The sequence below is a fragment of the Paraburkholderia sp. Clong3 genome (assembly GCF_050436485.1).
Lineage (GTDB): Bacteria > Pseudomonadota > Gammaproteobacteria > Burkholderiales > Burkholderiaceae > Paraburkholderia > Paraburkholderia tuberum.
Genome location: NZ_JBNDMH010000002.1, coordinates 2,721,292 through 2,740,826 on the forward strand (window position 1 = coordinate 2,721,292; position 19,535 = coordinate 2,740,826).

At 66.6% G+C, this 19,535-nt stretch carries 20 protein-coding genes and 1 pseudogene; 5 read left to right on the plus strand and 16 right to left on the minus strand.

Features of this window, described 5'->3' with window-relative positions; genetic code table 11:
- The first annotated feature begins 42 nt into the window (after nucleotides 1–42).
- Complete coding sequence (locus OKW30_RS16730; protein ID WP_184068593.1) at nucleotides 43–1,026, plus strand: transcriptional regulator GcvA; 984 nt, start codon at nucleotides 43–45, stop codon at nucleotides 1,024–1,026.
- A 19-nt stretch (nucleotides 1,027–1,045) separates the two neighbouring features.
- On the opposite strand, the gene OKW30_RS16735 is transcribed toward OKW30_RS16730, so the two are convergent.
- The 10 genes from OKW30_RS16735 to OKW30_RS16780 form a co-directional block, all read right to left on the minus strand.
- Nucleotides 1,046–1,315, minus strand: coding sequence for a DUF493 family protein (locus OKW30_RS16735; protein WP_129960330.1), 270 nt, complete (start codon nucleotides 1,313–1,315; stop codon nucleotides 1,046–1,048).
- Complete coding sequence (locus OKW30_RS16740) at nucleotides 1,287–2,246, minus strand: D-amino acid aminotransferase (protein WP_429347135.1); 960 nt, start codon at nucleotides 2,244–2,246, stop codon at nucleotides 1,287–1,289. The genes OKW30_RS16735 and OKW30_RS16740 overlap by 29 nt, the downstream gene beginning before the upstream one ends.
- Before the next feature lie 13 nt (nucleotides 2,247–2,259).
- Entirely contained in the window at nucleotides 2,260–3,489 is a 1,230-nt protein-coding gene (locus OKW30_RS16745) for a D-alanyl-D-alanine carboxypeptidase family protein (protein ID WP_184068599.1), read from the minus strand.
- Between the two features lie 321 nt (nucleotides 3,490–3,810).
- Nucleotides 3,811–4,455, minus strand: coding sequence for an alpha/beta hydrolase (locus OKW30_RS16750; protein WP_090802833.1), 645 nt, complete (start codon nucleotides 4,453–4,455; stop codon nucleotides 3,811–3,813).
- 26 nt (nucleotides 4,456–4,481) lie between these two features.
- Nucleotides 4,482–4,805: a (2Fe-2S) ferredoxin domain-containing protein gene (locus OKW30_RS16755; protein WP_090802831.1), complete on the minus strand. Its 324-nt coding sequence runs from the start codon at nucleotides 4,803–4,805 to the stop codon at nucleotides 4,482–4,484.
- A 104-nt stretch (nucleotides 4,806–4,909) separates the two neighbouring features.
- A complete protein-coding gene (locus OKW30_RS16760) occupies nucleotides 4,910–6,067 on the minus strand; it encodes a VanZ family protein (protein WP_090802829.1) in 1,158 nt (385 codons plus the stop codon).
- Nucleotides 6,068–6,098: 31 nt separating this feature from the next.
- Nucleotides 6,099–6,725 (minus strand): ABC-type transport auxiliary lipoprotein family protein, encoded by a 627-nt coding sequence (locus tag OKW30_RS16765; RefSeq protein WP_429347136.1) that lies wholly within the window; start codon nucleotides 6,723–6,725, stop codon nucleotides 6,099–6,101.
- Nucleotides 6,726–6,755: 30 nt separating this feature from the next.
- Complete coding sequence (locus OKW30_RS16770; RefSeq protein ID WP_429347137.1) at nucleotides 6,756–7,724, minus strand: MlaD family protein; 969 nt, start codon at nucleotides 7,722–7,724, stop codon at nucleotides 6,756–6,758.
- A 46-nt stretch (nucleotides 7,725–7,770) separates the two neighbouring features.
- Nucleotides 7,771–8,649 carry an ABC transporter ATP-binding protein gene (locus OKW30_RS16775; RefSeq protein ID WP_184002655.1) on the minus strand — a complete coding sequence of 293 codons (879 nt, stop codon included), beginning with the start codon at nucleotides 8,647–8,649 and terminating at the stop codon, nucleotides 7,771–7,773.
- The gene (locus OKW30_RS16780) at nucleotides 8,646–9,779 is read right to left on the minus strand and encodes an MlaE family ABC transporter permease (RefSeq protein ID WP_184068608.1); all 1,134 of its coding nucleotides are present in this window, start codon (nucleotides 9,777–9,779) and stop codon (nucleotides 8,646–8,648) included. Before OKW30_RS16780 ends, OKW30_RS16775 begins: the two co-directional genes overlap by 4 nt.
- Before the next feature lie 146 nt (nucleotides 9,780–9,925).
- Here OKW30_RS16780 and OKW30_RS16785 point away from each other — a divergent pair, with 146 nt between their 5' ends.
- From OKW30_RS16785 to OKW30_RS16795, 3 genes are all read left to right on the plus strand, one after another.
- Nucleotides 9,926–10,864, plus strand: coding sequence for a biotin--[acetyl-CoA-carboxylase] ligase (locus OKW30_RS16785; protein ID WP_090802821.1), 939 nt, complete (start codon nucleotides 9,926–9,928; stop codon nucleotides 10,862–10,864).
- Nucleotides 10,861–11,700, plus strand: coding sequence for a type III pantothenate kinase (locus tag OKW30_RS16790; RefSeq protein WP_184068610.1), 840 nt, complete (start codon nucleotides 10,861–10,863; stop codon nucleotides 11,698–11,700). The genes OKW30_RS16785 and OKW30_RS16790 overlap by 4 nt, the downstream gene beginning before the upstream one ends.
- A 159-nt stretch (nucleotides 11,701–11,859) precedes the next feature.
- Nucleotides 11,860–12,099, plus strand: coding sequence for a hypothetical protein (locus OKW30_RS16795; protein ID WP_090802818.1), 240 nt, complete (start codon nucleotides 11,860–11,862; stop codon nucleotides 12,097–12,099).
- A 67-nt stretch (nucleotides 12,100–12,166) separates the two neighbouring features.
- Here the strand turns inward: OKW30_RS16795 and rfaE2 are convergent, their stop codons facing one another.
- From rfaE2 to OKW30_RS16825, 6 genes and pseudogenes are all read right to left on the minus strand, one after another.
- Nucleotides 12,167–12,649 carry a D-glycero-beta-D-manno-heptose 1-phosphate adenylyltransferase gene (rfaE2, locus tag OKW30_RS16800; protein ID WP_152851779.1) on the minus strand — a complete coding sequence of 161 codons (483 nt, stop codon included), beginning with the start codon at nucleotides 12,647–12,649 and terminating at the stop codon, nucleotides 12,167–12,169.
- A gap of 161 nt (nucleotides 12,650–12,810) precedes the next feature.
- Nucleotides 12,811–13,689 (minus strand): ferritin-like domain-containing protein, encoded by an 879-nt coding sequence (locus tag OKW30_RS16805; protein WP_184026492.1) that lies wholly within the window; start codon nucleotides 13,687–13,689, stop codon nucleotides 12,811–12,813.
- Between the two features lie 538 nt (nucleotides 13,690–14,227).
- Nucleotides 14,228–15,064: a PhaM family polyhydroxyalkanoate granule multifunctional regulatory protein gene (locus tag OKW30_RS16810; protein ID WP_429347138.1), complete on the minus strand. Its 837-nt coding sequence runs from the start codon at nucleotides 15,062–15,064 to the stop codon at nucleotides 14,228–14,230.
- 82 nt (nucleotides 15,065–15,146) lie between these two features.
- On the minus strand, nucleotides 15,147–16,004 hold the full coding sequence (locus tag OKW30_RS16815; protein WP_184068616.1) for an enoyl-CoA hydratase/isomerase family protein: 858 nt from the start codon (nucleotides 16,002–16,004) through the stop codon (nucleotides 15,147–15,149).
- 54 nt (nucleotides 16,005–16,058) lie between these two features.
- A pseudogene (locus OKW30_RS16820) lies at nucleotides 16,059–17,313 on the minus strand (ABC transporter substrate-binding protein).
- A 132-nt stretch (nucleotides 17,314–17,445) separates the two neighbouring features.
- Nucleotides 17,446–18,429 carry a fumarylacetoacetate hydrolase family protein gene (locus OKW30_RS16825; protein ID WP_429347139.1) on the minus strand — a complete coding sequence of 328 codons (984 nt, stop codon included), beginning with the start codon at nucleotides 18,427–18,429 and terminating at the stop codon, nucleotides 17,446–17,448.
- 146 nt (nucleotides 18,430–18,575) lie between these two features.
- Between OKW30_RS16825 and OKW30_RS16830 the strand changes: the two genes are divergently transcribed.
- Nucleotides 18,576–19,502 (plus strand): IclR family transcriptional regulator, encoded by a 927-nt coding sequence (locus tag OKW30_RS16830; protein ID WP_429347140.1) that lies wholly within the window; start codon nucleotides 18,576–18,578, stop codon nucleotides 19,500–19,502.
- The last annotated feature ends 33 nt before the right edge of the window (nucleotides 19,503–19,535 follow it).

Consider the following 19,535-nt stretch of genomic DNA (forward strand, 5'->3'; position numbering starts at 1 on the left):
GGCAAAACGATCAATTTTCACGTCTATGTGAGAAATATTGCAATGGACCTGCGTCAACTCCCCGCCCTGAACGCGATCAAGGCGTTCGAAGCCGCCGCCCGCCACGAAAGCTTTTCGCGCGCCGCCGACGAGTTGTTCGTCACGCACGGCGCGGTCAGCCACCAGATCCGCGCGCTCGAGGCCGAGCTCGGCGTGTCGCTGTTCGCGCGCGACGGCAAGCGCGTGCGCCTCACCGAAACCGGCCGTCGCTACGCCACCCAGGTGCGCGCCGCGTTGATGGAGCTCGCCGACGCGACTCGCGCGATCCGTGCCGGCGACCGCGAGCGGCGCCTCGTGATATCGATGCTGTCGTCGTTCGCGGCACGCTGGGTGACGCCGCGCATCGGCAGCTTTATCGAGGCAAATCCGCAGTGGGATCTCGAATTGCTGACCACCAATGCGCTGACGGACTTCGCGCGCGACGACGTCGACGTCGCGATCCGTTTCGGCTTCGGCAAATATCCGGGGCTGCACGCCGAGCTGCTGCTCGACGAGATTTTCTTCCCCGCCTGCTCGCCCAACTTCAACGGCGGCAAGCTGCCGCAAACCCCGGCCGATCTCGCCAAAGTCCCGCTGCTGCGCTCCGACGACGAGCTATGGCGCCCATGGTTCGACGCCGCCGGCCTCACCGACTGGCCGGAGCCGAAGCGCGGCGTGCTGTATCAGGATTCGTCGAATCTGTTGCAGGCGGCCGTCGACGGCCAGGGGGTCGCGCTGACGCGCCGCTCGCTCGCGATGCACGAAATCGCGGCGGGCCGGCTCGTGCGGCTCTTTGATGTCGATGGGCCGAGCCCGTGGCAATACTATTTGGTCTGCCTGCCGCAGATGCTGGGGACCGCGCGGGTCAAGGCGTTTCGCGACTGGTTGTTCGACGAGGTGGCGCGCTTCAGGCTGCTGTTCGATCTCGCCTGCGAGGCGGGTCCCGCGGCAAGCGCGCGCCTGGCGGCGCAGGGAGTGACGGCGGACGCGTTGCGCGTCGCGCCGTAAGTTGAAAAACCGCGCGGTGTTACAGCACGACCTTGACCATCGGATGGCCGGTCAGCGCGCGATAGATGTCGTCGAGATGCGCGCGGCTCGTCGCCCGCACGTGGACGGTCAGCCCCGTGTAGGTGCCGCTGCTCGACGGCCGCGTCTCGACGCGCGACGCATCGACCTCGCTATCGAACACGCGCACCACTTCGACGATCGTCGCGGCAAACTCGGGGTGCGATTTGCCCATGATCTTGATCGGGAAATCGCAGGGGAATTCAAACAGTGAGTCGTTCTCGGGATTCATTCTCTGCTCCTTCTTCCGCCGCGGCGGCTTCAGCCGCCTTGGCTCGCTGATACGCCGCATACAGCTCCGCAAACACCGCGCCCGGGCGGCCCGCGCCGACCGGCGCGCCATCGAGCCGCGTGACCGGCAGCACTTCCCTGGTCGCCGAACTGACGATGATTTCATCGGCCGCGCGCACTTCAGCTTCGGTGATGTCGCGCGCTTCGAAGCGGATACCGCATTCGGCCGTCAGCTCCTCGATGAGCCCATAGCGGATCCCTTCGAGAATCCTGTTGCTGCGCGGCGGCGCGGCCAGCACGCCATCCTTCACGATCCACACGTTCGACGACGACCCTTCGGTCAGCAAACCATCGCGGAACTGCAGCGTCTCGAGGGCGTCGTTTTCGGCCGCGTATTGCGCCATCAGCACGTTGCCGAGCAGCGACACCGACTTGATGTCGCAATTGAGCCAGCGACGATCCTCGGCGCTCACGCACGGGACACCGCTTGCGCGCTGCGCGGCGGCGGGCAGGTTCAGCGCGGTGACCATCACGAACACGGTCGGCTTCACGCCGGCCGGAAATGCGTGAGCGCGCTTCGCGACGCCACGCGTGACCTGGATGTATGCGATCGCGTCCTGATCGGCACGCAAGCCGCCGTCCGTTTCGTTGGCCTCGACCACGCGTCCGATCAGCTCGCGCCAGCCAGCGTCGTCGAGCGGATTGGCGATGCCGATCTTGCCGACCGAGCGCGCGAGACGCGCCAGATGCTGCTTCAGACGAAACGCGGTGCGCCGTCCGCTCGCGTGCGCGTACAACGGCGCCACTTCGTAAATGCCGTCGCCGAAAATGAAGCCGCGGTCGAGCACCGGCACGCGCGCTTCGGACAACGGCACCAAGTCGCCGTTCAGATGAACGATCGGGTCCGGCGAAACCTCGGAGACAACGGTCATTGCGACGTAGCCCTTACTTTTTCTTGTTGAACATCAGCATCAGCGAATCCCACACGCGGCCCACCACACCGGCTTGCTGCACCGGCTGCAGCGCGACCACCGGGAATTGCGCGAGCACCTTGCCGTCGGCGACGAGCTTGGCGGTGCCGATCTGCTGGCCGTTGGCGATCGGCGCGACGAGCGGATCGTTGAGTTCGATCTGCGGCTTCGCCTTGTCGGCGGCGCCCTTCGGCAGCGTGATGTACTGGTCGCTTTTCACGCCAACCTGCACGCTGTCCTGCGAACCCTTGTAGACGCGCGGCGTGGCCACGACCTGGTTCGCCTTGTACAGACGCGTCGTGTCGTAGGCGGTGTAGCCGTAGTTCAGCATCTTCAGGCTGTCCTGCACGCGGTCGTGCTCCTTGGTCTCGCCCATCATCACCGAGACGAGACGGCGCGACGCGTCGGTCGTGCCCGGCAGCGGACGCTTCGCGCTCGCGATCAGGCAGTAGCCGGCCCCTTGCGTGTGACCGGTCTTCAGACCGTCGACGGTCGGGTCGATCCACAGCAGACGGTTGCGGTTCGGCTGCTTGATCTTGTTGTACGTGAATTCCTTGACCGAGAAGATGTTGTAGTACTCGGGATAGTCGCGGATCAGGCGGGCCGACAGGATCGCGAGATCGCCCGCGGTCGTGTAGTGCTGCGGGTCGGGCATGCCGTTCACGTCGGCGAAATGCGTGTGCGTCATGCCGAGCTTTTGCGCCTCCTTGTTCATCATGTCGACGAACTGCGCCTCGCTGCCGCCCACCAGTTCGGCGAGCGCAATTGCCGCGTCGTTGCCCGACTGCACGATCATGCCGTACACGAGGTCGTGCACGGTCACCGGCTTGAGCGCCTCGATGAACATGCGCGATTCGTCGTTGCGCACGCGCCGCACGGCTTCGCTCGGCTCGATGCTCTGATCCATCGTGATCTTCTTCGTGTCGAGCGCCTCGAACACGAGATACGCGGTCATCAGCTTGGTCAGCGACGCCGGCTCGACGCGCTCGTCGGCATTGGCGGACGCGAGCACCTGGTTGCTGGTCGCGTCGACGAGCACCCACGAGCGCGCGTTGACGCCCGGCGGCGGCACCTGCGCGAACGCGGTGCTGGCGACGAGCGTGGCCGGCAGCACGAGGCCGACGGCGACGGCGCGATTGAGCGAAGCGGGAACGAAAGAAGCGAGTGACGGGAATGACGTGCGGCCAGAGGAGGAGAAACGCATAGGATCGATTCGTGCAGAAAAATACGTTGCGCGACAGCGCGCGGAGTTGGAGGAGCCGGTCGGCGGGGCATCTGGCCGTAAAACGGCGGGCGCCCGTTGGACTGATGGCGACGCAATCGGTTCGCGAGCGCAGCGCTGCGCACCCGGCCGCGCCCTCCCGCGAAATGATTCCGCGGCGCGCGATTCTGCCGGCTGGGCGGCGCTGTGCCCAAAAAAAGAGCGCCCATTATACGCGCGCTACCTGGTCAGCTTCGCGCGCGTGTCGTCGATTTGCACACGTTTGCGCGCACCTGTCCCCCGCAAAATGCGCGTCGCGCGTTTTCAGCGCCAGGCGTCGACGATGATCCGCTTCAGGATGTGAAGCTTGCGATGCAGAAAGTGCTCGGCGCCCGGAATCACGACGACCGGCAGTTCCTGCGGCCGCGCCCAGTCGAATACGGACTGGACGGGAACGGTCTCGTCGACTTCGCCGTGGATCACGAGTGTGCTTTCGGGCACGGGTGCGACGTCCCAGCGGCTCGCCGCGGTACCGACGAACACGATGCGCTCGATTTCCCGGCCTTCATCGCGCAGCTTCGCCGCGACGTGCGACAGCACCACAGTGCCGAACGAAAAGCCCGCCAATACGAGCGGCAGATCGCCGTAGTCCGGATCTGCGCGCATGTGCTCGAGCACCGCGCGCAGATCGTCGCGCTCGCCGACGCCCGCGTCATGCTCGCCCTGGGTCTGGCCGACGCCGCGGAAATTCGACCGGTAAGTGACGTAGTTCAGCTGCACGAGCGTGCGCGCGAGGGTCTGCGCGACCTTGTTGTCCATCGTGCCGCCAAACAGCGGATGCGGATGCGCGACGAGCGCGATGCCGCGTGGCGCGGCGCCTTTTTCGCGCACGCCGTCGGGCAGGTCCAGCGCGACCTCGATCTTGCCGACCGGGCCGTCGATCAGATACTTCTTCGTGTTGACGTTCATCGGGATGGATCGTTTTGTGGTTCGCGTTATTGATCGATCTTCAGACGCTCGACGATCTTGCCGTTCGCAAGATGCGATTCGACGATCTCGTCGATGTCGCTCTCGTCGACATAGGTGTACCAGACCGCCTCGGGATACACGACGAGCGTCGGGCCCAGTTCGCAGCGATCGAGGCAGCCGGCCTTGTTGATGCGCACCTGGCCGGGCCCGGCGAGGCCGAGTTGCTTCACGCGTTGTTTCGCGTATTCCTGCATCGCCTGTGCGTTGCAGTTCGCGCAGCTCGGACGCTCGGCGCCGGGGTCGCGTTGATTCAGACAGAAGAAAACGTGGTGCTTGTAGAAGGAATCCATGATGTTCGGGAGGCGAGCCTGAAAGGAAGTGCAATGGCGGTGCGGACGATTATAGCGACCGGGCTGTGCAGGCGTCGGGGTCTGGCGGCCGGCGCGCAAGCACGTCACGCCCGCCTCGCGCGCCGCTTGAGCCACGCCCGCTCGACCGCGAACGCGAGCCACACCAGCGCCGCATAGGGCCATATCCATGCGAGCCAGCGCGCGAGCCCGTTGAAATGCAGATAGCGTCCCTGCCGCCAGTCGGCGAGCACGGCGTCGAAATACGGGTTCACCGGCAGCAGATTGACGAACACGAGTGCGACGACCAGCGCGACCCCGGCGAGCGTCGCACGCAACCGCCGCCGCAGCGGCAGCGCGACGAGCGCCGCGACGGTGCCGCACACGAGTCCGATTAGCGCGCCGGGCGTCGCCCAGTCGAACGCGAGGCCCGATTGCGATTGCAGGAACGTCGCGCCGGCCTTCACGCACAAGGTCGCGACGATGAACACGAACAGCAGGCGCACGCGCGGCGCATGACGGCGCGCCGGCAGCGATGCAAGCGCGAGCGCCGCGAACAGGTTCAGCGCCGTGATCAGCGCTTCCCATGTGTCGTCGTCCAGCCACGCGGCGGCCGCCGCCGGCCATGCGCCGACATGCCACGCGGACGGCGTCCACGCGAGCAGCGCGTCCTGGGTGGCCGGATCGACGCTCAGCCACAGCGCGCGCGGCCAGTTGCCGAGACCGAACAGACGCGGCGACGGATACATCGTCGCAAACGGCCACGCGGCGACGAGGCACGCGAGCGTCGCATGGCCGCGCTCGAACCACAGCAACCGCAAACGCCTGAGCAGGCCGCGGTCGAGCAGCGCGCCGGTCAACGGCGACATCACCGCCGCACCGACGAGCGCGCCCAGCGTGTTGGCGGCGAGATCGAGATTGGAGGCGACGCGTGTCGGCAGATAGGTCTGCACGGCTTCCATCGTGCCTGACAGCAGACCGCCCAACACGAACGCGAGCGCGACGGCCAGCGTGCCGCGCCAACGCGGGTACACCGCGAGCACCACCAGCGCGCCGAACGGCATATAGCCGAGCACGTTGGTGACGACGTCGAACGCCGTCAGGTACTGCGGCATCGGATCGAACAGATAGGCGAACGGCGTGATGCCGAGCGAGCGCCAGCCCGAGAACGGATACCACGACCCGTAGACGATCAGCGCCGTGTAAAGCAGCAGCGCCTGACGGGCCAGCGTCGACGGGCGGCGCAGCCAGGGGCGTTCGCTCATGCAGCGCTCCGTTGCGTGCGCTGCCCGCCCGTCATTGCGCGGCGACCAGCGCCTGCGAGCCGAGCCACGTGGTGATCTGCGCGACGAGGTCGTCGCTGGCCGTGGCGAGCGCCCGCGCGCCGCCGGCCGCATCCGCCGAATGCGCGGGCGCGTGCGCGACGAAGGTCTGCTGGCCGATCACCTTGCCGCCCTGCATCAGCGTCGCGCGCGCGGTGATCGCGCCGTGGCTGTCCGTCTGGCTGTCGAACACCTGCTCGAACTCGGTCAGATCGACCCGCAGCACCGGCGCGCTCACGCCGTCCGCGCCCGTCAGCACGGTGCCGCGCTCGCTCAGCGTGTTGCGCAGGCGCTGCGTCAGCAGTTGCGACGGCATCATCGTCCAGTGGCTGTTGGCGTAGGCGGCCGTCTGCTGCGCGTCGGCGTAGCTCAGCCGATAAGTCAGCCGGTCGGATTCGAGCACGGACGGCGCGCTGACCTCCAGCACCTTGACGGCCGGCAGCCGGCTCGCCGCGGCGGCCTGCGGCGGTGGTCCGAAGTCGTAGCGGACATCCGACACCACTGCGGACGTGCCCGCGCAGCCCGCCGCCAGCACGCCGAACGCGAGCAGCGCCGCGAGCGCGGCGCGCGAGGACAACAGTCGGTGAATCGAGCGTGACATGGGCATCTTCCTCTGTTCTAGCCTGCGGATTTAGTGAGCTGCGGGCGCGGCGGCGGCGGGCCACGCAAAGCCGGCCTCGCCCGGACCCGGCGCCGGGCGCGGCGCGCCGAACAGCACGCTGCGCGGATTGGTGTTGAAGGTGTCGGCGGCGCGGTCGATCGATTGCGCCGCCGCGCGCACGTCCTCGGTCAGCGAATTGACGCGCGGCAGCGTCTGGAAGCCGACCTGCGCGGACAGGTCCTGCAGCGACGTGCTCATCTGCGTGAGCGCATCGCCCGCCTGCTGCGCGGCCGTGCCGACCTTGTTCAGATTGCGCTCGAGGGGCCCGTCCGGACGGTTCAGGTTCGTGATCATCTGGTTGGTCGACGCGAGCGTGTGGTTCAGCTGGTCGATCGTGCCGGGCAGCTTGCGGGCGACCGGCGCCATCTCACGAGTCAGCGTCGCGACGCCCGAGGCCGCCTGCGCGATGCTCGCCGCGGTGTCGTGCAGCTGCGCGACCATTTCCGGCGACAGCATGTTGTTCACGTTGTCGGTGACTTTTTCGAGCTTGCGCAGCAGCACATCGCCGCGTCGCTGCAACTGGTCGAACAGACCCGGGCGCATCGGCAATTGTGCGACCTTTTGGGCTGACGACGGCAGCGGGGTCAGATCGCGCCCGGTATCGTCGAGCTGGATGAACGCGATGCCGGTCACGCCCTGCAAGCCGAGGCTGCCGAACGTCGAATGCGTGATCGGCGCGTGCTCGTCGACCATGATGCGGATCAGGATCTCCCCCGGATGTGTCGGATCGAACTTGATCGACTGCACACGGCCGACGTCGAGCCCGCGAAAGCGCACCGCCGCGTCCGCAAAGAGGCCGTTCACGCTGGTGCGCGCGATCAGGTCGTACGGCACCCGCACGGTGCGGTCGACGTTGAACAGATACGCCGCCAGCGCGACCGCCGCCGTCAGCACGACCGTGAAGAGCCCGGCCCAGAACGCATGCGCTTTGTTTTCCATTGTCAGTTTCCCTGGTTCATAGCGGCCCGGTTCATGGCGGCCCGCCTCACAGCGGCAACTCGGACGACGCCGGCTCGAGCGCCGCCGGCGGCAGCTTCGCGCGGCGCTCCGGCGGCAGCGCCTGCAGCGCGCGGCGCCCGCGCAGGCCGAGGAAATATTCGTGGATGAACGGATGGTCGACGCCCGCGGCCTCCTCGACCGGCGCGTTGACGAGCACTTTGCGATCGGCCAGCACGGCCACGCGTGTCGACAGTGCGACCATCGTATCGAGATCGTGCGTGATCATCACGACCGTCAGACCGAGCGCGCGATGCAGCCCCGAGATCAGCTCGACGAATTCGTCGGACGCCTCCGGGTCGAGGCCGGCGGTCGGTTCGTCGAGGAACAGCAGTTCGGGTTCGAGCGCGATCGCGCGCGCGATGCCAACCCGCTTGATCATGCCGCCCGACAGCGCCGATGGCATCTTCGACGCGTGCTTGCACGGCAGCCCGACCATTTCGAGCTTCAGCATCACGATGTCGCGCAGCAGGTCTTCGGGCACCTTGCCGAGCTCGCGCACCGGTTGCGCGACGTTGTCGAACACCGACAGCGACGAGAACAGCGCGCCGCGCTGGAACAGCATGCCGGAGCGGCTGCGCATCAGCAGCGCGGTGTCGGGCGAGATCGTTGCGAGGTCTTCGCCGAACAGCTTGATCGTGCCCCTCGACGGGCGCTCGAGGCCGAGAATCTGCCGCACCAGCGTGGTTTTGCCCGAGCCCGAGCCGCCGACGATCGACACGATCTCGCCGCGCCGCACGTCGAGGCTCAGATGCTGATGCACGATGTTGCGGCCGTAGCGCTTGGTGATGTCGATCACCTCGATCACCGGCTCGGCGATCGACGGTACGGGTTGGCCGCGTACGGCTTCGGTGAGTGGCGCGATCATCCTAGCCCCACGTTCTGAAAGAGGATCGCGAACACCGCGTCCGCGAGAATCACGATGGTGATCGACGTGACCACCGAGGTCGTCGTGCCTTCGCCGAGACTCTGCGAATTGGCCTTGATACGGAAGCCGAAATGACAGCCGGCGATCGCGATCAGCATGCCGAATACCGCGCCCTTGCCAAGTCCGATCCACAGGTTCGCGATCGGCACGACGTTCGGCAGCTGGCGCGCGAAGAAGCTCATGTCGATGCCGAGCACGAGCTTCGCGGCGAGCGCGCCGCCCGTCAACGAGACCACGTTGGTCCACATCACGAGCAGCGGCATCGCGACGGCCAGTGCGATCACGCGCGGCAGGATCAGCCGCAGGCCGTGCGGGATGCCCATTACGCGCATCGCGTCGAGCTCCTCGGTCACGCGCATCACGCCGATCTGCGCGGTGATCGCCGAGCCCGAGCGGCCCGCCACCAGAATCGCCGACAGCACCGGGCCGAGTTCGCGAATCACCGCGAGGCCGAGAATATTGACGATGAACTGGTTCGCGCCAAACACGCGCAATTGCTGTGCCGACAGATAGCTCAACACGATGCCGATCAGGAACGCGACCAGCGCGGTGATCGGCAGCGCGCGAGCGCCGGCGTTGTAAATGTTCGCGGAGATTTCGGTCCACGGCGTGAGTTTCGGCTTGCGCACGATCGCGAGCAGATCGAGCACCACGCGCCCGAGCATCGTGACGCCGCCCTGCATATGCTCGACGAACGAGAAGAGGCTGAGGCCGAGCCGCGTGAACGGATCGAGGCGCGTGACCGGCTCGGCGCTCTCGCGCACCGTGTCGAGCAGCGCGATGCGCTCGAAGATGTCGCGCTGCGTGTCGGTGAGCGCGGTGCCGGGCGGCATCTTGCGGCCCCACACGCGCCACAGCGCCTGGCCGCCGACGTGGTCCATCCTGTCGACGCGCGACAGGTCCCACTCGCCGATGCCCTGCGCGCCGGTCAGCGAAACCAGTTGCGGAATCACGTGCCCGGTGTCGCGATCGCGCGCGAGCGCGAGCGCCGTCCACTGGCCCGAGAGACGGACGATCTTGCCTTTGCTGCCGGCCGCGACTTCAAGGCCGGGCGGAGTGTCGTTGTTCAAGGATCGCGTGAATCTGGTTATCGGATTAGCGGCCATTGTAACGAAGGCTCGGCCGCCGGTCCGCACTGATGCACATCGATCGGCATCGCCGTTCACCGCTGCGCATTCGAGTCCCGGGCGGGGTCGCTGTGGCTACAATATGGGACATGAATGCCTCCAAGACTCCCGCCTCCCCGTCCGCAGCGACAAGCGCGGCACCAGCCTCGTCGTCGGCTTCGACCGACTGGCGCATCGATCGCGAACGCGCGGTCAAGCTGTTCGGCGCGCATGCGCATGACTGGCCGATCGAAATCGTCGAAGAAACCGGCTCGACCAACGCCGACTTGATGACCCACGTGAAAGCGCTGCCGCGCCGCGCGAACGCGCTGCCGCGGCCGATCGTGCGCGTCGCGTATCTGCAGACCGCCGGGCGCGGCCGCCGTGGGCGGCCGTGGTACGCGGAGCCCGGCAACGCGCTGCTGTTTTCGGTCGCGTGCGTCTTGCCGCGACCGCTCGAAGGGCTCGGGGGCTTGAGTCTCGCGGTGGGCGTCGCGCTCGTCGACGGGCTGCGCTCGCTGCCGGTCGCGGGTCCCGGACAGATCGCGCTGAAGTGGCCGAACGACGTGCTGCTCGAAGGCGACAAGCTCGCCGGCATCCTGATCGAAACCGCGTGGAGCACCGACGACGCGAGCGCGGTAGTGATCGGCATCGGCACCAACGTGAAAGGCGCCGACGAACTCGCGGCGAAGGTCGGCGCGCTGAACGCCGAGGTACCGCCGCAGGCGCTCGGCACCGTGCCGACCGCGTTGCAACGCGCGCTGCCGAACGCGAATCTGACCGATACGCTGGCAGCCGAATTGAACGCGCTCGAACCGATGCTGCAGCGCTTCGGCGCCGAAGGCTTCGCGCCGTTCCAGCCGCGCTGGAACGCGGTGCATGCTTACGCGGGCCGCGACGTCGTGCTGCTCGAACAAGGCCAGGAGCTCGCGCGCGGCGTGGCGGCGGGCGTTGACGAGCGTGGCCAGTTGCTGCTCGATACGGCTGAGGGCCGCCAGAGCATCGCGACCGGCGACGTGTCGCTGCGCCTCGCCCACGGTGTCGCATGAGTCAGCGCGCGCCATATCTGCTGATCGACGCGGGCAATAGCCGGATCAAGTGGGCGCTGGTGCAGCCCGATGGGACGCAGTTGGCGAGCGGCGCGCTCGCGCATGACGACCTTGCCGGGCCACGCGCGCGATCGGGTGCGCAACCCGCCTGGACTGACTGGCCGGCGCCATGCGGCGCGTGGCTCTCCAACGTCGCGGGTGCGGAGGTCGCGACGCACATCGCGGCGCTCGTCGACGCGCACTGGCCGCGACTGCCGCTCGCGACGATCCGCGCAAGTGCTCGTCGATGCGGCGTGACCAATTGCTACACGACACCGGACTCGCTCGGCAGCGACCGCTGGGCCGGCATGATCGGCGCGCACGCGACCTTTCCCGGCGAGCATCTGCTGCTCGCGACCTTCGGCACCGCGACGACGCTCGAGGCCTTGCGCGCCGATGGCGCGTTTATCGGCGGATTGATTGCGCCGGGCTGGACGCTGATGATGCGCTCGCTCGGTGAGCACACCGCGCAACTGCCGACGCTCGACGCCGCGCACGCGCGCGGCCTGCTCGACGCCGCCGAAACCACCGGCGCGGGCCGTCGCGGTCCGTTCTTCGCAACGGATACGCCGCGCTCGCTGTCGGCGGGCTGCACGCTGGCGCAGGCCGGATTGATCGAGCGGATGTGGCGGGACCTGCAGGATGAGTGGCAAGTGCCGGTGCGTCTCGTAGTCAGCGGCGGCGCCGCCGACGAAGTGGCGAGCGCCCTGAAAGTGCCGCATACTCGCCACGATTCGCTGGTGCTATCAGGGCTTGCGCTGATCGCAGCCGAGGATACGGCGCGGCAAAGCGGCTGATTGCCTGCCGTGGCTAGCGTTCGATTCACGACCGGGTGGCGCGTGATGTACGTGTAGAACGTGCGCCTGAGTTGCGCGCAATTCGCCGCCCATTTTCCGAACCCGAGTTTTTCCCGCACGCCCCAGGCTCAACTTCTTTCTGAATTGGAAACACCCCCAATGCTTCGCTGGCCGATCGCCATTCTGATTGTTGTCAACGTGCTGGCTTTCGTCGCGCTGCTCGGCGCCTTCGGCCCCACACCCACCGCGAGCGGACGCGAGCCGAATCATCTGAACCGCCAGATTCATCCGGACTGGCTGAAGGTGCGGCCGGTCAGCGCCGCCGATGCGGCCGACCAGGCGGTGGTCGGCGGACCCGCGCCGCAGGCGCCGATTTCGACATCGGAGTTGCCGCAGTAATCAGGTGAGCGACGCGATCGGTTAGAAGTTCAGCAGTGCGCCGCGCGTTTTGCGGTAACGGGCGGCATCAACCCTGCGTCCGCACCTTCTTCAACAGCGCGGTCGTCGAGCGATCGTGCTCGAACGCAATCGCGAGCGCCTTGCCGCCCCAACCGCGCACGAGCGCCGATTCGGGCAGCGCGTCCATGTCGTAGTCGCCGCCCTTCACGAGCACGTCCGGGCGCAGCGCGGAAATCAGCTCGACCGGCGTCTTCTCGCCGAAGCCCACCACGTAATCGACGCTTTCCAGCGCCGCTAGCAAGGCCATGCGGTCGGCCTCGTTGTTGATCGGCCGGTCGTCGCCTTTGCCGAGCATCCGCACCGACGCGTCGCTATTGACACCAACGATCAGGCACGCGCCCAGCGCCTTTGCGTCGGCCAGATAGGTCACGTGACCACGATGCAGGATATCGAACACGCCGTTCGTAAACACGACGGGCGCGCGCAGCGAAGGACGAAGCTTCACCAGGGCATCGCGCGTCAGAATCTTGCGTTCAAAGATGGCGGTCATCGCACGGTCACAGAGTTGGGGAATTAGGGAGTTGGGGCGTGACGGGAACAGGAATGCCAGGTGCCGTCACGATACACGGTGGACGGCCCGAAGCAAAACGGTCCGGCAAGCTCACGCTTGCCGGACCGCCGTTTGATACGGTGCTGAAACCGCCTGAGTCGTTACGCCGGCTGCTGCTGCGCCGGGTTTTGTTCAGCGGCTTGCAGACGCGCGACCACTTCCTTGCGATAACGGTTCAGTTCCTGCGCGGTGTTGAACGTGCGTTCGAACAGCAGCGACAGGTTGTGCAGAATGCGCTCGATGACCTTCTTTTCCCAGCCGTCGTCGAAACGGATCTGCTCGTCGAGCCAGCGCTCGAGCCATTCCGGATCCGGCAGACGCGACTGGATCGTGTCGCGCGGGAACAGCGCCTGGTTCACGTGCAGGTTGGTGGGGTGCAGCGGCTTTTCGGTGCGACGCGCCGACGCCATCAGCACGCCGATCTTCGCGAACGCGGCACGCGCGATGTCGCCGGTTTGCGCCATCGCCTTCTTCATGTAGCGCAGATACGCGCCGCCGTGGCGCGCTTCGTCGCGCGAGATAGTTTCGTAGATGTGCTTGATGACTGGCTCGGTATGCCATTCGGCGGCACGGCGATACCAATGATTCAGGCGGATTTCGCCGCAGAAGTGCAACATCAGCGTTTCCAGCGGCGGTGCGGGATCGAACTCGAAGCGCACTGCGTGCAGTTCCTCTTCGGTCGGGACCAGTTCCGGCTTGAAGCGGCGCAGGTATTCCATCAGCACCAGCGAGTGCTTCTGCTCCTCGAAGAACCACACGCTCATGAATGCGGAGAAATCGCTGTCGTGATGATTGTCACGCAGAAACATTTCCGTGGCGGGCAACGCCGACCATTCGGTGATCGCGTTCATCTTGATCGTCGCGGCTTGCTCGTCGGTCAACAGCGATGCATCGAATTTGTCCCAGGGAATGTCCTTCTCCATGTCCCATCGAACGGATTCGAGCGATTTATAAAGTTCCGGATAAAGCATGGTGTTCATAGTCCCACCCCTGTTCTGCACATACTGTGTGTGTCTGTTACTGCTACGTGTAGCCGTTTTTACCTACGACGAACGGACGTGCCGTTTATCGGCCAAGCATTCAATTTTACGCGTTAATCAGCCGCCCAGAAGCATCGGGCAGCAAAGAAGTCCGGGCTTTTGTATTGGCGCCTGAAGCGTGAATCAGGCGCCGTGGCCAACCGTGGGGAAGGGATACCCTTTGCCTGAGGTCGAGCCAGTCTGGGTCGACAACCGCACCGTCCCGCCCTGCACCGGTAGCGCCGGCGGCGAATGACGCGAGGGCGGCGGATTGGTCGTTTTCGGCGCGCGCCCCAAAGCCAGATCAAGCTTACACAATGATAGCACGCGCCTCCCACGAAACCCCTGACAGAAGCGGCGCGAGCGCACTGTGGTATTGACTTCTCTCAATAAAGTCGGCGATTCGCGCGGGGGGAAACCGCCGGCGCTGGAATAGGGAAAAACGCAGCCGATCAGTCGCCTTCATCAACGGCCACTGATTCCCGGCGCGCCGTCCGGCTCACGTCGACTTTTTCGGTGTTGCCGCGCTCGTTCCGGCCGCGCGTTTGGCCGACGGCGCGGCGCGCTTCGCCGCCGGCCGTTTGACGGCGGGCTTCGCGTTGTGCGCGGCGGCGCCCGACGCATCGGCGCCCGACGCATCGGCGCCCGACGCATCGGCGCCCGACGCATCGGCGCCCGACGCATCCGCGGCCTTCGACGGTTCCGGCTTGCCCTGCGTGCCCCCGCCCGCCGCGGCGACCGCGACGGACGGCTGCGTCATCGCGAACTGCGCGATCTGGTTGAACTGCGATTGCAGCAGATTCCACCACGCGGACGCATCGAAGCCGGGCGCCGCAGGCGCTTCCTCTTCGTCGCTGTCGGCCTGCGTGGCGCTTTCGGGCGTGGGCTCGGCCGGCTTCGTCCAGCGCGGCGCCGGGGCGGGGCTCGGGGCGGTGTTCGGCGCGTCACTCGCGGCGGCACCCGACGCAGCAGCCGCCGCCTGCGACATCGACGATTGCGCGAACGCGCCGAACGCGCGCAGCGTCGCGAGCGTCGCACGTTGCACTTCGAGCGCCTGGATCGCCGACTGCAGCATGCTCAGATTCAGCTTCAGCCATTGCTCGACCGCGCGCATGTCGGTGACGCGCTTGTCGAGCTCCTCGACGCTCGTGAGCGGCGCCATCATGTCGGACATCATCGACAGCGACGGACTCGTGCCCCCACCCGGCTGCGCGCCCGTCATGGCGGCGCCGAACGGCGACAGTCGAATCATGCTCCACATGCGATCGAGCATTTCAGCGGGCGGAAAACCGGGGAAGCCGGGAAAGGGCGGCGCGGAGCCAGTGGTGTCGGTCATGGTTGTCGCCTCGGTGCTGGATGATAGGTGGAGCGCGCGATGCCGCGCGCGTCGATTCGATCATACCGTGTGGGGTATGACATCACGATCGTTGGTCGTTACGTGAACCGCCCGCGCCAAAATCGGCCGCGCGCCGCTCGCGCAACGAGCTCAGGCCCTCGCGCACGTCGGGCCCCGCGAAGCCCATGAATTCCAGCGCGAGCGACGTATCGAACGCCGGCCCCGCCGTGCGCAGCCAGTTGTTCAACGCGTACTTGGTCCAACGGATGGCGGTCTGCGAACCGTCGGCCAGCTTGCGCGCGACTTCGAACGCCTTCGGCAGCAGATCGCTTTCGTCGACGGCCAGCGACACGAGCCCGATGCGCTCCGCCTCCTCGCCGCTCACCGGCTCGCACAGCAGCAGGTAGTACTTCGCCTTCGCCATGCCGCACAGGAGCGGCCAGACGATCGCCGCATGATCGCCCGCGGCGACGCCGAGGCGCGTGTGTCCGTCGATGATGCGGGCCGTCTTCGCCGCGATCGAGATATCGGCGAGCAGCCCCGCGACGAGCCCGGCGCCGACCGCCGGCCCGTGCATCGCCGACACGATCGGCTTGCCGCAGTTGATCACGTTGTAGACGAGATCGCGCGCTTCGCGCCACACACGCGTGCGCACCTCGAAATCGTTCGCCATGTCCTCGACGAGCTGCAGATCGCCGCCGGCCGAAAAGCCCTTACCCTCGCCGCGAATGATCGCGACGCGCGCATCGGGATCGCGATCGATATCGCGCCAGATTTCCGCGAGCTCGTAATGCATGCGTGCGTTCGCGGTCGCGAGGCCGCTTTTATTCGCGCCCTCGCCGCTCATCACGACTTCGAGCACGCCATGCGGATGACGCTGCAAACGCAGCGACTGGTAGTGCGCGTAGTACGCGTCGTTCGGTTGCGATGGCTGAGGCATGGTGAGCAGTCCGGAGGAGATTCGTTCAGTCGCGCGCGGAACGCCGCGCCTCGTTCAATGCGGCTGATAAAGCCACTTGCCATTGGTGATTTCGACCATCACGCGGGCGCGCTGATCGAGCCCGAGATGATCGGCCGCGCTCATGTTGACGACGCCATTGGTGTCCGCGAGACCGCGTGTTCCTTCGAGCGCGTCGCGCAGCGCGCGGCGAAACGGCGGCGTGCCGGGCGCGCCGGCTTTCAGCGCGAGCGGAATCGCATGCTCGAGCAACGCGCCCGCGTCCGACGTGTACGAACCGAATGCCGACACGCTGCCCGCCCCGTGCTGCGCCTCGAAGCGCGCGATGTAATCGAGGGCGAGACCCTTCGCCGGATGATCGGCCGGCAATTGCGCGGCGACCAACACTGGGCTCGCGGGCAGGAAGGTGCCGTTGCAATCGGCGCCGCACACGCGCAGGAAGTCGTTATTGCCGACGCCGTGGTTGTGATAGATGACGCCCTTGTAGCCGCGCTCGCGCAGCGTTTTCGGCGGCAACGCGGCAGGCGTGCCGGCCGCGCCGACCACTACCGCGTCGGGGTGGGTCGCGAGAATCTTCAGCACCTGGCCGGTCACGCTCGGATCGGTGCGATTGAAACGCTCGCTCGCGACCACGTCGATGTGATGCAGTTGCGCGAACTTCGCGACCTCGGCGTAGAACGTCTCGCCGAAGCGCGTCGGCCTGGCCGATGAACGCGATCGTCTTCACGCCGTGTCCGCTCGCATGCTCGGCGATCGCCGAGGCCATCATCGCGTCGGTCTGCGGCGTCTTGAAGACCCAGCGACGTTTCGCGTCGACCGGTTCGATGATTTTCGCGGACGACGCGAGCGAGATCATCGGCGTTTCGCCCTCGGCGACAACGTCGATCATCGCGAGCGAATTCGGCGTGATCGACGAGCCGATGATCGCGTCGACGTGATTCTCGCTGATGAGCTTCCTGGTGTCCTGCACGGCGTGGGTCGTGTCCGATGCATCGTCGAGCACGATGTATTCGACGTTCTGCCCACCGATCTGTTTGGGTAGCAGCGCGACCGTGTCGCGCGCGGGAATGCCGAGCGACGCGGCCGGCCCGGTCAGCGACAGCACGAGACCGATCTTCACCTGCGCGAACGATGTCAGCGGCAACGCGCAGGCAAGCGCGGCGCACAGCGTCGCGGCGCGCCGCGCGAAGCGCCGACCACGTTGAGGCAAGCCACGCGCGCTCGTGCGCGCTTCAACGGGCGACGCGCAAGCGCGCCGACATTCAGCTGCAGAGAAGTCCAATCGCGGCATGCTGTCTCCTCACGTCGGGGTTTTCGTTGTGATGTTTGCCGCAGTGTAGCCGCGCGCGCAAGTGGCGGCATCGGGCGAAACCCTTTCGCGCGTGCCGCCCGAGTCAAAGCATTGCCGCGTGAGCGCCGCGCTTCATTCGAGCGGCGCGATGCTCTGCTCGATCGCACCGAAAATCGACTTGCCCGCATCGTCGAACATTTCGATCCTCACGGTGTCGCCGTATTTCATGAACTCCGTTTGCGGCGCGCCGTGCTCGATCGTTTCGAGGCAGCGCTTCTCGGCGATACAGCAGTAGCCGCGTTTCGCGTCCTTGTTCGACACCGTGCCCGAACCGACGATGGCACCAGCACGCAGATTGCGCGTTTTCGCGGCATGCGCGATCAGCTCACCGAAGTGAAACACCATATCGGTGCCCGCGTCGGGCTGGCCGACCTTCCTGCCGTTCCAGTGGACGATCATCGGCCGATGCACGCGGCCGTCGCGCCAGTGTTCGCCGAGCTCGTCGGGCGTCACGGCGACCGGCGCGAATGAGGTGGCCGGCTTGCTCTGGAAAAAGCCGAAGCCCTTCGCGAGTTCGGCGGGGATCAGGTTGCGCAGCGACACGTCGTTGACGAGCATGACCAGCCGCACGCCGCGCAGGGCCTGCTCGGGCGTCGCGCCCATCCGCACATCGCCGGTGACGACCGCGACTTCGGCCTCGAAGTCGATGCCGTACTCTTCCGATGCGCACGCCACGTCGTCGCGCGGGCCGATGAAGTCGTCGCTACCGCCCTGGTACATCAGCGGGTCGGTCCAGAATTCGGGCGGCATTTGCGCGCCGCGCGCGCGCCGCACGAGCTCGACGTGGTTCACGTACGACGAGCCGTCGGCCCACTGGAACGCGCGCGGCAGCGGCGCCATGCACTCTTTGGCGTCGAATGAAAAGCTGTTGCGCGCACGGCCCTGGTTCAGCGCATCGTAAAGGTCGTGCAGTTGCGGCGCGTAGAAGGCCCAGTCGTCGAGCACGCGCTGCAGCGTGGGCGCAATCGCATCGGCGATGGCCGCCGTGTGCAGGTCGCGGGACACGACGATCAGTTGACCGTCGCGCGTGCCGTCCTTCAGCGAGGCAAGTTTCATAGAGCTGTGAACCGTGTATTGGTGACGATGGAAGGAATGTATTCTACGATGGTGAATCGGCGCGGCCCAATATCTGCGTGTTCGTCGTCGTGTCACCGTAGCCGTCTCATTACGATCACCGAACGCGCTGCCCGCGCCTTTTGCACATGTCCGCCAACGCCCGCTCCGACACGATCCGCACCCGCACCGACGCCGCGTCCGCCGACGATCTGCTCGATCCCGCCCATGCAACCGACGCCACCGGCGCCGATGACGAACCCGGCGAACCCGGCGAAGAAAAACTGCGCTCGGGCATCCAGTCGATCGAGGTCGGTTTCAGGCTGCTCGACGTGCTGACCCACGAGCCACGCGCGATGATGCTGCGCGATCTCGCGCAGCGCGCGGGCATGAGTCCGGCGAAGGCGCATCGCTATCTGGTCAGCTTTCTGCGTCTCGGCGTGGTCGCGCAGGACCCGCTGTCGGGCCGCTACGAACTCGGCGGCTTCGCTTTGCAGCTGGGGCTTGCGCGGCTTGCTCGCGTCGACGGTGTGAAGCTTGCGCGCATCGCGCTCGCCGAACTGCGCGACCGGCTCGACCTGACCGTCGGCATCGCGGTGTGGGGCAATCAGGGACCGACGATGGTGCACTGGATGGAGTCGAGCTATCCGGCCAAGGCGTCGCTAAAGCTCGGCGACGTGATGCCCTTGCTCAGTTCGGCGACCGGTCTGCTGTTCGCCGCCTACCTGCCGTCCGGCAAGACCGCCGCGATGCTCGAGCGCGAGCTGGCCGACTCGCGGCGCTCGTCGTATAGCGGCGCGCCACGCACCCGCGAAGAGGTCGAGCAGGTGCTCGCAGAGGTGCGCGAGCACGAGGCTGCGCGCGTCGAAGGCATGCTGCTGCCGACGATCCACGCGTTCTCCATGCCGGTGTTCGATTCGACCGGCGAACTCGCGCTCGGTCTCGTCGCGCTCGGCCATGAAGGCGCCTTCGATATCCGCTGGGGCGGCGAGATCGATACCGCGTTGCGCGAATGCGCGCGCAAGCTGTCGTACGAACTCGGCTATAGCGCGACGCCGCGTGGTGACAACGGTTGATACGCACCGTATCCTTTCACGCTCTCACCGATT